Annotated in this window: 13 protein-coding genes; 3 read left to right on the forward strand and 10 right to left on the reverse strand. The window is 64.0% G+C overall.

The window, feature by feature from the left end; all coding sequences use genetic code 11:
* Positions 1–463 precede the first annotated feature (463 nt).
* The 5 genes from AC1RTB_RS13395 to AC1RTB_RS13415 form a co-directional block, all read right to left on the reverse strand.
* Complete coding sequence (locus AC1RTB_RS13395; RefSeq protein ID WP_492878319.1) at positions 464–1,483, reverse strand: Ldh family oxidoreductase; 1,020 nt, start codon at positions 1,481–1,483, stop codon at positions 464–466.
* Between the two features lie 5 nt (positions 1,484–1,488).
* Positions 1,489–2,298, reverse strand: a complete 810-nt coding sequence (locus AC1RTB_RS13400) for an ABC transporter permease (RefSeq protein ID WP_492878318.1) — start codon at positions 2,296–2,298, stop codon at positions 1,489–1,491.
* Positions 2,295–3,023 (reverse strand): ABC transporter permease, encoded by a 729-nt coding sequence (locus AC1RTB_RS13405; protein ID WP_492879004.1) that lies wholly within the window; start codon positions 3,021–3,023, stop codon positions 2,295–2,297. Before AC1RTB_RS13405 ends, AC1RTB_RS13400 begins: the two co-directional genes overlap by 4 nt.
* Positions 3,024–3,259: 236 nt before the next feature.
* Entirely contained in the window at positions 3,260–4,039 is a 780-nt protein-coding gene (locus tag AC1RTB_RS13410; protein WP_492878316.1) for a transporter substrate-binding domain-containing protein, read from the reverse strand.
* 51 nt (positions 4,040–4,090) lie between these two features.
* The gene (locus AC1RTB_RS13415) at positions 4,091–4,903 is read right to left on the reverse strand and encodes an ABC transporter ATP-binding protein (protein ID WP_492878314.1); all 813 of its coding nucleotides are present in this window, start codon (positions 4,901–4,903) and stop codon (positions 4,091–4,093) included.
* Between the two features lie 227 nt (positions 4,904–5,130).
* On the opposite strand from AC1RTB_RS13415, the gene AC1RTB_RS13420 reads away from it, so the two are divergent.
* The 3 genes from AC1RTB_RS13420 to AC1RTB_RS13430 are packed head-to-tail and all read left to right on the forward strand — an operon-like array spanning position 5,131 to position 8,111.
* A complete protein-coding gene (locus tag AC1RTB_RS13420) occupies positions 5,131–5,796 on the forward strand; it encodes a TetR family transcriptional regulator C-terminal domain-containing protein (RefSeq protein ID WP_492878313.1) in 666 nt (221 codons plus the stop codon).
* Complete coding sequence (locus tag AC1RTB_RS13425; RefSeq protein ID WP_492878311.1) at positions 5,793–7,370, forward strand: 5-guanidino-2-oxopentanoate decarboxylase; 1,578 nt, start codon at positions 5,793–5,795, stop codon at positions 7,368–7,370. The genes AC1RTB_RS13420 and AC1RTB_RS13425 overlap by 4 nt, the downstream gene beginning before the upstream one ends.
* A 33-nt stretch (positions 7,371–7,403) precedes the next feature.
* Positions 7,404–8,111 carry an SDR family NAD(P)-dependent oxidoreductase gene (locus AC1RTB_RS13430; protein ID WP_492878309.1) on the forward strand — a complete coding sequence of 236 codons (708 nt, stop codon included), beginning with the start codon at positions 7,404–7,406 and terminating at the stop codon, positions 8,109–8,111.
* On the opposite strand, the gene AC1RTB_RS13435 is transcribed toward AC1RTB_RS13430, so the two are convergent.
* From AC1RTB_RS13435 to AC1RTB_RS13455, 5 genes are all read right to left on the reverse strand, one after another.
* A complete protein-coding gene (locus AC1RTB_RS13435; protein WP_492878307.1) occupies positions 8,108–9,247 on the reverse strand; it encodes an alpha/beta hydrolase in 1,140 nt (379 codons plus the stop codon). The two genes, AC1RTB_RS13430 and AC1RTB_RS13435, sit on opposite strands and share 4 nt — an antisense overlap.
* 173 nt (positions 9,248–9,420) lie before the next feature.
* Positions 9,421–10,377, reverse strand: a complete 957-nt coding sequence (locus AC1RTB_RS13440; protein ID WP_492878305.1) for an MBL fold metallo-hydrolase — start codon at positions 10,375–10,377, stop codon at positions 9,421–9,423.
* A 198-nt stretch (positions 10,378–10,575) separates the two neighbouring features.
* Positions 10,576–12,273 carry a 30S ribosomal protein S1 gene (gene rpsA / locus AC1RTB_RS13445; protein WP_492878304.1) on the reverse strand — a complete coding sequence of 566 codons (1,698 nt, stop codon included), beginning with the start codon at positions 12,271–12,273 and terminating at the stop codon, positions 10,576–10,578.
* 171 nt (positions 12,274–12,444) lie between these two features.
* Complete coding sequence (cmk, locus tag AC1RTB_RS13450; protein WP_492878302.1) at positions 12,445–13,083, reverse strand: (d)CMP kinase; 639 nt, start codon at positions 13,081–13,083, stop codon at positions 12,445–12,447.
* 19 nt (positions 13,084–13,102) lie between these two features.
* The gene (locus AC1RTB_RS13455; RefSeq protein WP_492878299.1) at positions 13,103–13,804 is read right to left on the reverse strand and encodes an SDR family oxidoreductase; all 702 of its coding nucleotides are present in this window, start codon (positions 13,802–13,804) and stop codon (positions 13,103–13,105) included.
* Positions 13,805–13,842: the final 38 nt, after the last annotated feature.

A 13,842-nucleotide genomic window follows, 5' to 3' on the forward strand; every position in this document is an offset into this window, starting at 1 on the left:
TCTGCGCCGCTCGCTGCGCTCGCGCTTCGACCCGAGGATGACGGATGAGTTGATGCCGTACCCAATCGCAAACACAGGAGATTGGCTGGACTACCGATGACTTGGTTGCGGCGCGGGGGATGGGAGTGAGAAAAACTTGGCTGGGCTGTTCTGAGCCGCCGTTTATCTCACAAACGTCACGGCATGGATCCCCGGGGTCTACGCCGCTCGCTGCGCTCGCGCTTCGACCCGAGGATGACGGATGAGTTGATGCCGTACCCAATCGCAAACGCTGGAGATTTGGCAGGACCACTGATTGGTTGGTTGCGGCGTGGGGAGGTTGGCGGGGCCGCCCTTTCAACCGTCATCCTCGTGCCCGTAGCGGCGCAGGCCGCGGAGGGTCACGGGGATCCATGCCGTGAGGCTGGAACTGCCGCGACGGTCACGGACATGATGGTCTCGAAAAGGAGACCGCATTCCGCCGTCAACCCTCGTTCCGCCCCGAAAACTCGGCGATACGCGCGTGTACCGAGGCCGGAACCGTGATGCCCTCCATCTCCGATCGGGCGCGCGCCGCGGCTTTTGCCGGGCCGGGGATGTGGACGCCGTAGCGGCCTGACAGCCGGTCGAGCTGGACGCGCATGCGGATATCGAAGCCGGGATCGAACAGCTTTGGGTCGAGCGCCACCACGAACAGGCCGGTGCCGGGCGACTGATGGCCTTCTGTGATCGACGGGGCGTCGAGCGACCAGTTGGCGCCCGAGACACCGGCGGCAAGCACCTCGACCATCAGGGCGATGTTGGCGCCGCGCGCGCCGCCGAAGGCCAGCAGTACGCCTTTCATCGCCTTCTTGGCGTCGGTGGTGGGGTTGCCTTTGGCATCGAGCGCCCATCCCTCGGGGATGGCCTCGCCGGCATGTGCTGCCTTGCGGACATTGACGAAGGCCGTAGCACTCGACGACTGGTCGATGATCAGCGGCGGGCCGTCGATAACAGGAGCCGCCAGCGATATCGGGTTGGTGCAAAACACTGGCTTGGTCGAACCGGAGCCGGCGACCAATGCCGGCCCATTGGTCGCGGCCAGCGCCACCAAGCCGGCTTCGGCTAGGCGGCCGGTGAAATAGCCGAGCGCGCCGCAGGTATAGGCATTTTTCTGAGAGAAGACGGTGACACCGAACAATCGTGCCGCCTTGGCGATGTCGTCGAAGCTGCGGTCGAAACCGGTATGGGCGGCCCCGCCTTGCCCGTCCGACAGGTAGATCGCCAATGCCGGCCGGTGGATGACGGGTTCTGCCTTGCCGTCGATGCGGCCGGCTTCGAGGGCTTCGAGATAATCGATATAGTGCGAAAGCCCGACGCTCGGCTGGCCGTCGGCCTCGGCGGCGACGGCGGCAAGGGCGATGGAACGCGCCGTTTCTTCGCTGGCGCCGGCACCGATGGCGGCGGAGATGCACAACGAGCGCGCCTCGTCGAGGCTGAGCGTGGCAGTCTTGGTATGCGGCATGGGCGTTATCCCAGTCTGGCCGGAATCCGCGCCTCCAGTTTTCGGAAGGCGAAGACGAGAATGCCGGTGATGATCAGATAGATAAGCGCGAGCAGCAAGAGCGGCTCGTAGACGATGAACGTGTCCTGACGGACACGCGAAGCGACGGCATAGATGTCGATGACGGTGATGGTGGCGACAAGCGGCGTCGCCTTGAGCTGGAGCACGGTTTCGCCGGCCAATGTCGGCAGAGCGCGGCTGACCGCCTGCGGCAGCCAGATGCGGCCGAAACGTTTCCAGGGGCTCATGCCGAAGGCGCGGGCGGCCTCCAATTGGCCTCTCGGCACGCCGGCAAACGCACCGCGCATCACCTCGCCCTCATAGGCGGCATAAGACAGGGTCAGCGCCACGACGGCATAAGGCCATGCCTGCCTCAGGATCGGCCACAGTTCGGACTGCCTGATCCAGGGAAATTGCGGAAACAGCGAACCGAGCCCGTAGTAGAGCAGCCACAGCTGGAGCAGCAGCGGGGTGCCGCGGATGACGGTGCAGAACGCCTTGGCCGGCCAGGCGAGCCAGAACGGGCCGGCGGCCTGGGCAAGCCCGAGCGGAATGGCGAGCATGAAGCCGAGCGTGCAGGTGACGGCCAGGATCCAGATGGTGCGCCAGAGACCGAGCAGCGCCAGGTCGTAATAGTTGGGCAGCCAGTCCCAGCGCATGAACAAGATGGCCGAGAGCACGAGGGCGGCGGCGATGGCGATCAGCACGATGCGGTGCGGCTGCAGCCATTCGGAGCGTACGGCGGGTATTACTTCGGCGGGAGCGGCAGCACTCATTGGCCGGTCTCCGTCACTGGCGGCATGCCACGCCTGGCCCAGCGCTCGACGCGGCCGATGATGACGTTGGAGAACAGTGTGAGCAGCAGATAGAGCACGCCGGCGGCGACGAAGAAGGTGAAATAGGCTTTGGTCGTCGCACCCGCCTGGCGGGTTTCCTGGGTCAGTTCGTTGAAGCCGACGACGGCCAGAAGTGCCGTGTCCTTGGTGGCGATCAGCCAGAGATTGGCGAGGCCGGGAATGGCGAAGGGCAGCATCGCCGGCAAGGTGATGCGGCGCAGCATCTTGCCGGGCGCCATGCCATAGGCGCGGGCAGCCTCGATCTGGCCTTGCGGGATGGCAAGGATGGCGCCGCGGATGACCTCGGTGGCATAGGCACCCTGGACGACGCCGAGCACGCAAATGCCGGCGACAAGGCCTGATATGTCGATCGGCGCGTAGCCGAAGCTGTCGAGCGCGCGGTTGATGAGGTCGGTGCCTGCGTAATAGAGCAAAAGGATCAGCACCAGCTCGGGCACGGCACGCACGACCGTGGTGTAGATCTCCATCAGGTCGCGCACCACCGGGCTGCCATAGAGCTTGCCCCAGGCACCGGCGATTCCAATCGCCAGACCAAGGCCAAAAGCGCCAAGGGCGATCTGGACGGAATTGGCGAGCCCGCGCAGCAGATTGGCGCCCCAGCCTGGCGGCGAGATCGATAGCAGCTCGACCGTGCCCGATTGCAGCAGCGGGTTCAGGAGGTTCTCGATCGGCCTGTTCCTTATGAGAGCTGCGGATATTCCCCTCCCCCTTGTGGGGAGGGGCTAGGGGTGGGGGTGGCTTGCTGCCTTGAGGAACTGAGATTTGTAGCTGGCGAGCGGCCATGGACCCCCACCCTGTATCCCTCCCCACAAGGGGGAGGGAGGGCGTCGGCGTCGCACCCGACCCGGCGCTGGCGCAGGGCCGGATCGGAGCGCCCCGCTCACTTGCCGTAGATATCGAAGTCGAAATACTTCTTGGTGATCTCGGCATATTTGCCGTTGGCGCGGATGGCCTTGATGGCGGCGTTGAACTTTTCCTTCAGCGCGTCGTCGCCCTTGCGCAGGCCCACGCCGACGCCCGGTCCGAGCACTTCGAGGTCTTCGGCGACGTCGCCTTTCATGTCGCAGCAGGCCTTGCCCGCATCGCTAGCAAGGTAGGTCTTGAGCGACAGCGAATCCGCCTGCACCGCGTCGACGCGGCCGGCAGCAAGGTCCGCCTGCGCCTCGTCTTGCGTCTGGTAGATCTTGATCTCGGCAGCACCTTCGCCGAAGTGCTTCTTGGCATAGGCCTCGTGCACGGTCGAAACCTGCACGCCGATGATCTTGCCTTTCAGCCCTTCGGGCGTGGCATCGAACTTGGCGTCCTTGGCGCCGATGATGCCGGTGGGCGTGTTGTAATACTTGTCGGAGAAGTCGATCGACTTCTTGCGCTCGTCGGTGATCGACATCGAGTTGATGATGGCGTCGATCTTCTTGGAATTGAGCGCCGGAATGAGCCCATCCCAGGCGGTCATGGTGACGGTGCACTCAAGCTTGGCTTCGGCGCAGAGCGCGTCGATGATGTCGATCTCCCAACCGCCCCATTTGCCGGAGGCATCGGGCGACTCGAAAGGCGGATAGGGCTCGGGCGCCATGCCGACCTTGATCGCCTCGGCGCTGGCGTTTCCCGCGCTCAAGCCAAGGACCAAGGCCAGGGCCGCTGTTGCAAGCAGTGCTTTCATGCTGTCACTCCCGTTTTCGTTGTTTCGGATGTTCCCCTGATTTCGTCCGCGCTATCCGATGCTGCGGATGAATTGCTTGAGGCGCTCCGATTTGGGAGCGCCGAAAATCTGGTCGGGTGGGCCTTCTTCTTCGACCACACCGTTCCAGAGATAGATCACATGCGTTGCCACCTCGCGGGCGAACTTCATCTCATGCGTCACCAGCACCATGGTGCGGCCCTCGCGCGCGAGGTCGCCGATCACCTTGAGCACCTCGCCGACAAGTTCGGGATCGAGTGCCGAGGTCGGCTCGTCGAACAGCATGACGCGCGGTTGGACCGCGAGCGCACGCGCGATCGCGGCGCGCTGCTGCTGGCCACCTGAGAGATAGGCGGGATAGACATCGCGCTTTTCGGCGAGGCCGACGCGCTCCAGAAGTTTTTCCGCTTCGACAATGGCATCAGCGCGCTTGATGCCCAGCACGTGAACCGGCACCTCGATGACGTTTTCGATCAGCGTCATATGGCTCCACAGATTGAAGCTCTGAAACACCATGCCAAGGCGAGAGCGGATGCGCTCGATCTGGCGCCGGTCGGCCGGCACGCTGTCGCCCAGGCCGTTCGGCTTGAGCCTTATCTGCTCGCCATTGACGCGGATGATGCCGCTGGTGGGGTTTTCCAGGCAGTTGATGCAGCGCAGCAGCGTCGACTTGCCCGAGCCCGAGCCGCCGATGATCGCCACCACCTCGCCGTCACGCGCCGACAGCGACACGCCTTTCAGCACATGCAGCTGGCCGAACTTCTTGTGCAGGTTCTCGACATGGATGGCTTCGGCGGCGACGCCGTCGGTTGAGGCAGGGCGCTGGGCTGCATCAACCGCAGCCATCAGCGATGGCCCCAGTGCGTGAACGTTTTCCCGTCAGCGTGCAATCGGCTGCTCATGGTCGCGTCGCGATGTCCCCTGGCGGTGAAGATGGACCCTCAAGCCTTGCGGCGTCAACGGCACCATTCCCGCTTCTTATGTGCCCATTACGGCACTTGCGACGTTGTTATGCAAGTGTATAAATATTGCCACGATCCGACTTTGACGATTTTTCCGGAAGGCGTGGCCCCATGCCCGAACCCGTGGCGGTGACGATCGCCGGCCGGCGAAAATTCCGCCGCGAAGGCGAGGAGCGCCGGCGGCAGGACCTGATCGAAGCGACGCTCGACTGCGTCGCCGAGCACGGGCTGCAAGGTGCCACAGTCAGGGCGATCGCCTTGCGCGCCGGCGTGACCGCCGGGCTGATCCGGCACTATTTTCCCGGCAAGGAAGAGCTACTGCAGGCGGCTTATGCAACGATCATGGGACGCATGACCGAGCTTGCGAAGACGTCACTGGCAACTGTCGAGCAGGATCCGCGCCGGCGGCTTGCGGCCTTCGTCGAGGCAAGCCTGGTGCCGCCAGTCATCGATGTCAGGACCTTCTCGATCTGGGCGAGCTTTATCGGCCGGGCGGGTTCGGACCCCGCGTTGGGGGCGGCCCACCGCGCCGGTTATCTCGGTTTCCGCGATGAGGTCGAGGGGCTGGTCGCCGAGGTGTTCTCAGGTGTGGGGCGGCTGGCGAGCCAAGGCGAGTTGCGCAGGCACGCCATCGCCATCAATGCCATCATTGACGGGCTATGGGTCGAGGGCTGCCTGGCCGGCGACATGTTCGAGAACGGCGAACTGGCCGAGATCGGCATAAGCTCGGTCGAAGCCATACTCGGCTTGAGATTGCGGCAAGAGGAAATGGCATGACGACGATCGGCGAAGCTCTCATCGCATTGCTCGAGGCGCATGGCGTTGATACCGTCTTCGGCATACCGGGCGTGCACACAATCGAGCTCTATCGCGGGCTGGCGCGGTCGAAGATCCGCCACATCACGCCGCGCCACGAGCAGGGTGCCGGCTTCATGGCCGACGGTTATGCCCGCGCCTCGGGCAAGCCTGGCGTCGCTTTCGTCATCACCGGGCCGGGGCTGACCAACACGATCACGGCGATGGCCCAGGCACGGGCAGACTCCGTGCCGATGCTGGTGATTTCAGGCGTCAACGCGATGCCGACGCTGGGCAAGGGGCTCGGCTATCTGCACGAACTGCCTGATCAACTGGGCATGATGGCAAAGGTGGCGCTGTCGTCGCGACGCGTGACTGAGGCAGCGGAGCTGCCCGGTGCGATTGCCGACGCCTTCGAGATTTTCGCGACGCGGCGGCCCGGCCCGGTGCATATCGAAATCCCGCTCGATGTGATGGGCAGACCGGCGGGTGGGCTGAAACCATTGCCAAGGCGCGCGATCGCGCAGATTCCCGATGAAGCGGCGATTGCCGAAGCGCTAGGCTTGATCCGTGCGGCGAGGCGGCCGTTGATCCTGGCCGGTGGTGGCGCGAAACGCGCCGGGGCCGCACTTCTCGCGCTGGCCGAAAAGCTCGACGCGCCTGTCGTGACCACGGCCAACGGCCGTGGGCTGATGCACGCTCACCCGTTGAACGTGCCGGCGAGCCCCAGCCTGAAAGCGGTGCGGTCGCTGATCGCCGAGGCCGATCTGGTGGTCGCCGCAGGCACCGAGTTCGGCCCGACCGACTACGACATGTATGGCGATGGCGGCTTCGTGCTGCCGAAGAATCTGATCCGCATCGATATCGACGCTTTGCAGCTTGGCCGGCGGCCTGCCGCCGTTTCGATCATGGCCAATGCCGGCGCTGCTCTTGAGAGGCTCAACGCTGACTTTGGCAACGAGAGGCGCTCGGCCGAAGGCGCATCCCGCGCCAAGGCAGTACGGGAGGCTGCATGGGAAGAAATCGGCCCAGTCATGCGCGACCAGGTCAGGGCTGTCGAGGCGATCCGGGATGCGCTACCCGGCGCGATCATCGTCGGCGATTCCACCCAGCCGGTCTATGCCGCCAATCTCTATTACGACCATGACCGTCCAGGTGGCTGGTTCAACGCCGCGACCGGCTATGGCGCGCTTGGCTACGGCCCGCCGGCGGCGATCGGAGCCGCGCTTGCTGTGCCCAACGCGCCTGTCGTTTGCCTGAGCGGCGATGGCGGTTTCCAGTTCACGCTGCCGGAACTGGGGGCAGCACTCGATGCAGATGCGCCCGTGATCTTCGTCGTGTGGAACAATCGCGGCTATCGCGAGATCGAGACCTCGATGCTCGACGCCGGCGTCGAGCCGGTCGGCGTGTCGCCTGTGCCGCCGGACTTTTCACTCATCGCCCAGGCCTACGGGCTCCGGGCTGAGCGGTTGCAGGATATTGGCGCACTCGGCGACGCATTGAAGAAAGCACGCTCGACGGGAAAGCCCTGTCTGATAGAAATTACCGTCGAATAGGCCGCGCTTCGCGGCCAGTCGCGGGAGGCGAGCATGACGAAAAGTTTCGAAGGCCGGCATGTGGTTGTCACTGGCGCAACCGGTTCGCTGGGGGCTGCGGTCACCAGGCTTTTGCTTGGCGAAGGTGCTGTCTGCCACTTGCCTGTCAGCCGGCCGAAAGCGCCTGACGGTTTCGAATTTGCCGGTCACGACCGCGTCCATATCGCCGCCGGCGTGGACCTGACGGACGCGAGCGCCGTCGACGCCTTTTACGACGCCATTCCCGGCCTGTGGGCCTCGATCCATTCGGCCGGCGGCTTCGACATGGCGCCGATCGGGACTGTCGATCCTGACCAGTTCGGCAAGATGATGGACATCAACGCAAAGACCGCCTTTCTCTGCTGCCGTGCCGCGGCCCGCTCGATGCTTGCCGGCAAGGGCGGCGGCCGCATCGTCAACGTCTCGGCGCGCGCCGGCATCGAACCGCGCAAGGGCGGCGGCATGGTCGCTTATGCGGCGAGCAAGGCCGCCGTTGCGGCGCTGACTTTGGCCCTGGCCGAGGAACTGAAGGGCGCCGACATTCTGGTCAATGCGGTTGCGCCGTCGACGCTCGACACGCAAGCGAACCGCAACGACATGCCCAAGGCGGATTTCTCCAAATGGGTTAGCCTGGAAGCGGCGGCGGAGGCCATCGCGCATCTTGCGTCGCCCGCCAACCTGGTCACCAGCGGCACGGTGGCGGCAATTTACGGACGCGCTTAGCGCGCCAGCCCGCCATTCGGCACGCCAAGCAGCTTCGCCGGCAGGTAGATCACCAGCGAGGCGGCGCCGGTGAGGATGTTGGTGCTGTCGGCGAGAAGGGTTTCGGCCTGGGCGCCTTCGCCGCGGACGCCGATATCGCGGTTCAGGGCGCCGCTGGCAGCCAGCGCCATCAGCGTCGGCGAACTGGCGAAGACGTCATGGGCGCCACCGTCGAGGTCGGACGTATCCAGGACCGTGATGTTCTCTTCCTGCAGCGCCTTGATGTCAGCGCCGCTGCCGACACGCGGGTGACCGCCGGTCAACGTGCCCGAGACGCCGAGCGCCTTGTCCTTGCGCGACACCAGAATGGTGAAGGGCTTGGGAAGCTTGCGGATGTCGCGCACCTGGCTCTGGAACACATCGATGTCGATGTCGGGTGCGGCCAGGATGACACCATCGAGTCGCTTGATGTATTGGCCACGGCCACTGAGTGCCAGGCTGCGCAGCGCCTCCATGACGACATAGGTTCCCATCGAATGACCCAGCAGGATGATTCGCTTGGCCTTGGTGCGGGTGGCGATCTCGATGGTTTCGGCAAGCCCGTCGCGGCTGTAGGCGGCACTGTCGCGATCATAGACGTAGAGCGGCAGCGAACCGCCCGACGGCCAGGCGTAATGCAGTGCCACCGCCTTGACGTGGTAGTCGTTCATGATTTGTGCGTTGCGGAAGACGCTGTCGGCGAAATTGTTGTTGTAGCCGTGGACGAAAATGGCGATTTCGCGCTCGTTTTCAGGCCGCTTCGCCAGTGCCGCGTCAAGCGCGTCGATGAACTGCTGCTTGCCGTCGAGTGGCTGGAAGCTGCGGGCGAGGAAATGGCGCGCCGGATCTGGCGCGCGGTCGCTCTTTTCGACCTGGCCCGCGACGTGGGTCTTGGGGATGCCGATCTCGAACTTGGCAAAATTGAGCGTTTTCGCCCGCGCCGAAGAATATGGCAGCGCCAGGTCGTTCGACCGTTCGCGCATCGTCGACACGAAGATCGGCACGACTGCAGCTGATTCGCCTTCCTTGCCGTCGCCGAGGCCGAGCACAGCTCGGCCGGCGCAGCCTGAAAGAACCAGAAACACCATAACAACCGTCAGGAAACGCAACTTGGGCATGATCTGGCTCTGAACGCGGGCAGGGTCCAAGACTAATGATCAGCAAATTTCCGCGACGGCAATCGCGGAAGAGCCCAACGGGGCAGGCTTGTGTCTATTCGGTGGCGGTGCTGTAGCTTTCCGGCATCACTCATGGCCTGTCGGTAGCACCGCGCAGGCCATGAGGCGACGCTTTAGCTTGCGGCTACATACGCATAGCCCGTGCCTTTCTTCTCGGCATAGCCGATGCCCGGATAAGGCCAGTGGAAACCGAGCATCTTGATCTTGTCGGTGGCGGCCCGGTCGAGGAACGTCTTGCGGGTCTGGATGGCAAGGTCGGGAATGGTGTCGAAGCCGAAGCGCCATTCGGGATGCGGGAATGCGATCGGTACCGCAACGACGGCGTCGCCGACGATGATGAGCATTTCATCGCCAGGCACCTCGAACGAGACGTGGCCAGGTGTATGGCCGGGCGTGTCGAGCACCTTGATGCCGGCGTGGACCTCGTCACCAGGCTTGAACATCGTCACCTTGTCCTTCACGGCCGTGAGATTCTTCTGCGCGCCGGTAACGAAGGGCTGCATCCCCTCGGGCACCTTCGTGACAAGGTCCTTGTCCATCCAGAAATTCCACTCCGCGGCGGCGGCATAGTAGGCGGCCTTCGGGAAGGTAAGGTTCCCGCCCGTGCCGAGCGTTCCCCAGATGTGGTCGGGATGCGCGTGGGTAAACACGACCTTGGTGATGGCGTCGGGTTTGACGCCCGCCAAAGCGAGATTTTCAACCAGCTTGCCTGCCGTGGGCTGGAAGTTCGCGCCGGAGCCCGTGTCGAACAGGATCGTGTCGGCTCCCGAGCGGATCAGAGTGACGTTGGTGTCGGGCTTGATATCGGTGCCGGTGATGCCTGCGGCGTCCAAAAGCTGCTTGAGCGCGTCAGGTGGGGCGTCGGGCGCGAGGATGCTGGTCGGAAACACCAGGTGGCCGTCGCTGACCACCGTGATGTCGAGCGCGCCCTGCTTGAAGCTGTAAGGCCCGGCGAGCGCAAGTGCCCGGGCAGGCAGGACGCCAGCAGCGACAAGGGCGGCTGCGACCGCGAGAAAGCGCCGGCGGTCGAGCGTGACTAAGCTTGGACGCGAAGTGTCAGATCCGTTCATAACGTGGCCCTCCTTTGGAGGCTGACGGCCCGCCCGACAAAGGATTATAGCGCTGATGGGGGATGCCGAGAACCGGTCGACTTCCCCCCGTGCCAATTATCATCGGCAGGGCTGTGGTTCTGATCGCGCTGCGCCCAAGAAAAAACCCCGCCGGATCGCTCCGGCGGGGTTTTCAGTTCACGACAATGAGCGGTTGGCTCAGTTGTTGCGGTTCTTCAGGGCTGCGCCCAGGATGTCGCCGAGCGAAGCGCCGGAGTCGGTCGAGCCGTACTGAGCGACTGCTTCCTTCTCTTCAGCGATTTCCAGCGCCTTGATCGAGACCTGCAGCTTGCGGGTCTTCTTGTCGAAGGCGATGATGCGGGCGTCTACCTTCTGGCCGACGACGAAGCGCTCTGGGCGCTGCTCGTCACGGTCACGCGACAGGTCCGAACGCTTGATGAAGGTCTCGATGCCGCTCTCGACGAGACGGACTTCGAGGCCACCATCCTTGATGCCGGTGACTTCGCAGGTGACGACGGCGTTCTTGCGCAGTTCGCCAGAGGTCGCGGCTTCGACGACGGTGTCGCGGCCGAGCTGCTTGATGCCGAGCGAGATGCGTTCCTTGTCGATGTCGACGTCGAGCACCTGAGCCTTGACCATGTCGCCACGGTTGTACTCTTCGATGACCTGCTCGCCCGGACGGTTCCAGTCGAGGTCGGACAGGTGCACCATGCCGTCGACGTCGCCGTCGAGGCCGATGAACAGGCCGAATTCGGTCTTGTTCTTGACTTCGCCTTCGACTTCGCTGCCGGCCGGGTGGTTACGGGCGAAAGCTTCCCAAGGATTCTCGAGCGTCTGCTTGAGGCCGAGCGAGATGCGGCGCTTGGCCGGATCGACCTCGAGCACAACCACGTCGACCTGCTGGGTGGTCGACAGGATCTTGCCGGGGTGCACGTTCTTCTTGGTCCACGACATTTCCGAAACGTGGATGAGGCCTTCGATGCCCGGCTCGAGTTCGACGAACGCACCGTAGTCGGTGATGTTCGTGACGGTGCCGGTGATCTTCTTGCCGATCGGGAACTTGGTGCCGATGTCCGACCACGGATCGCTCTCGAGCTGCTTCATGCCGAGCGAGATACGGTGGGTTTCCTGGTTGATGCGGATGATCTGCACCTTGACCGTCTGACCGATGTTGAGGATTTCGGTCGGATGGTTGACGCGGCGCCAGGCCATGTCGGTGACGTGCAGCAGGCCGTCGATGCCGCCGAGGTCGACGAACGCACCGTAGTCGGTGATGTTCTTGACCACGCCTTCGACAACCTGGCCCTCTTCGAGGTTCTGCACGATTTCCGAACGCTGCTCGGCACGGCTCTCTTCAAGCACGGTGCGGCGCGACACAACGATGTTGCCACGACGGCGATCCATCTTGAGGATCTCGAAGGGCTGCGGGTTGTGCATGAGCGGGGTGACGTCGCGGATCGGACGGATGTCGACCTGCGAACGCGGCAGGAAGGCAACAGCGCCGTCGAGATCGACGGTGAAGCCGCCCTTGACCTGGTTGAAGATGACGCCTTCGACGCGCTCACCCTTGGTGAACTTCTCTTCGAGCTTGACCCAGCTCTCTTCGCGGCGAGCCTTGTCGCGCGACAGCATGGCTTCGCCAAGCGCGTTTTCGATGCGCTCGACATAGACTTCGACGGTGTCGCCGACCTTGAGCTGGCCGTCCTTGGCCTTGGCGCCGAATTCCTTCAGCGGCACGCGACCTTCGACCTTCAGGCCGACGTCGATGATGGCCATGTCTTTTTCGATGGCCGTAACGATACCCTTGACGACCTGGCCTTCGCCCGAATGACCGTCCGAGAAGGACTCTTCGAGCAGGCTCGCGAAATCGTCGCGGGAGGGATTAGCTTGTGACATTAGATCTCCTGGTGCGTCCCGGCTAGCGGGAGCGGCGCCGTGGGTTGGTGTTGCGTTGGCCTGCCGACACCCCGGGCTGGAAGCCCTTGGCCGCCCAAAGCGGCAAATCGGCGCAAGAAGAATGCTGGCAGGTCGGTTAAGTGGCGAAACCTTGCGACTTCAGCCGTATCTTCAACTTCCAAGGACCCGATCGACGATGTCTTTGGCTGCGGAAAACGCGGCTTCTATATCCATTTCTGACGTGTCGAGCAAGTGCGCGTTGTTAGCGGGCCTGAGTGGCGAGTCGGCGCGGCCGCTGTCACGCTCGTCGCGACGCACGATATCGGCCAGGATGCCGGCGAAATCGGCGGTTCCGCCATTGGCCTCGATTTCGGCCAAACGACGCTGGGCGCGGACCTCGGCACTGGCCGTGACATAAAGCTTCACGTCCGCGTCGGGGCAGACAACAGTGCCGATGTCGCGGCCGTCGAGCACCGCCCCTTGCGGCGAACGCGCGAACTGGCGCTGCTTTTCGACAAGGATTTTTCGTACCTCGGGAATGACGGCAACCTTGGATGCTGCTTCGCCGACGGCATGCGCCGAAAGCACCTTGCGGTCGAGATGGCTAAGGTCGACGAGCTTGGCCGCCTCGATGGCGTGCGCAACGTCGTCGAGCGGCCAGCCCTTTTCGATCAGCATCTGGGCCACCGCGCGGTAGGTGAGCCCGGTGTCGAGCAAAGCGAGGTGGTAATAATCGGCGAGCCGACGGGCCAGAGTGCCTTTGCCCGCACCCGCGGGGCCGTCGATGGCTATAGTGATGGAGGTAGGCATTTTTCGCGCGGGTTCCTCGTCAGATGCTGCGCATCAAGCCGCCGTCGACCCGCAGGTTCTGGCCCGTGATGTAGGCAGCACCCTCCGAGGCCAGGAAGGCGATCGTCGCGGCGATCTCTTCCGACGTGCCGTAACGCTGCATCGGCACGCCGGCGCGGCGCTCGTCGGTCTGCGGCAAGCTGTCGATCCAGCCCGGCAGCACATTGTTCATGCGGACATTATGCGGAGCGTACTGATCGGCGAAAAGCTTGACATAGGCGGCAAGGCCGGCGCGCGCGACCGCCGACGTCGGGAACATCGCCGCCGGTTCGCTGACCCAGGCTGTCGAGATGTTGACGATGGCGCCGCCCTTCTGGGCGACCATGACCGGTGCGACGAGCCGCACCGCGCGTGCGACATTCATGAAATAGACGTCGAAGCCGGTGTGCCACTGCTCGTCGGTGATCTCCAGCAGCGGCGCGCGCGGGCCGTGACCTGCACCATTGACCAGCACATCGATGCGGCCCCACTTTTCCAAGGTGAGGTCGACGAAACGCTTCAACTCCTCGTTCGACTGGTTGGAGCCGGTAAAGCCGAGGCCGCCGAGCTCCTTGCCCAGCGCTTCGCCCTTGCCGGATGAGGACATGACGGCCACGGCATAGCCGTCGGCTGCCAGCTTGCGTGCCGCCGCAGCACCCATGCCGCTGCCCCCGCCGACGATCATCGCTACTTTGCTGGTCATGGTGCGTTCCTTCGATTTTTTGTTGCCGGCCTCAGGTG

The organism is Aminobacter sp. GW821-FHT11F06 (assembly GCF_058808215.1).

What these genes read in the sequence shown, in the direction of transcription:
- AC1RTB_RS13395 (WP_492878319.1), bottom strand. Translation starts at nt 1,483, where the DNA reads ATGCCGCATACCAAGACTGCCACGCTCAGCCTCGACGAGGCGCGCTCG.
- AC1RTB_RS13400 (WP_492878318.1), bottom strand. Translation starts at nt 2,298, where the DNA reads ATGAGTGCTGCCGCTCCCGCCGAAGTAATACCCGCCGTACGCTCCGAA.
- AC1RTB_RS13410 (WP_492878316.1), bottom strand. Translation starts at nt 4,039, where the DNA reads ATGAAAGCACTGCTTGCAACAGCGGCCCTGGCCTTGGTCCTTGGCTTG.
- AC1RTB_RS13415 (WP_492878314.1), bottom strand. Translation starts at nt 4,903, where the DNA reads ATGGCTGCGGTTGATGCAGCCCAGCGCCCTGCCTCAACCGACGGCGTC.
- AC1RTB_RS13420 (WP_492878313.1), top strand. Translation starts at nt 5,131, where the DNA reads ATGCCCGAACCCGTGGCGGTGACGATCGCCGGCCGGCGAAAATTCCGC.
- AC1RTB_RS13425 (WP_492878311.1), top strand. Translation starts at nt 5,793, where the DNA reads ATGACGACGATCGGCGAAGCTCTCATCGCATTGCTCGAGGCGCATGGC.
- AC1RTB_RS13430 (WP_492878309.1), top strand. Translation starts at nt 7,404, where the DNA reads ATGACGAAAAGTTTCGAAGGCCGGCATGTGGTTGTCACTGGCGCAACC.
- AC1RTB_RS13435 (WP_492878307.1), bottom strand. Translation starts at nt 9,247, where the DNA reads ATGCCCAAGTTGCGTTTCCTGACGGTTGTTATGGTGTTTCTGGTTCTT.
- AC1RTB_RS13440 (WP_492878305.1), bottom strand. Translation starts at nt 10,377, where the DNA reads ATGAACGGATCTGACACTTCGCGTCCAAGCTTAGTCACGCTCGACCGC.
- rpsA (WP_492878304.1), bottom strand. Translation starts at nt 12,273, where the DNA reads ATGTCACAAGCTAATCCCTCCCGCGACGATTTCGCGAGCCTGCTCGAA.
- cmk (WP_492878302.1), bottom strand. Translation starts at nt 13,083, where the DNA reads ATGCCTACCTCCATCACTATAGCCATCGACGGCCCCGCGGGTGCGGGC.
- AC1RTB_RS13455 (WP_492878299.1), bottom strand. Translation starts at nt 13,804, where the DNA reads ATGACCAGCAAAGTAGCGATGATCGTCGGCGGGGGCAGCGGCATGGGT.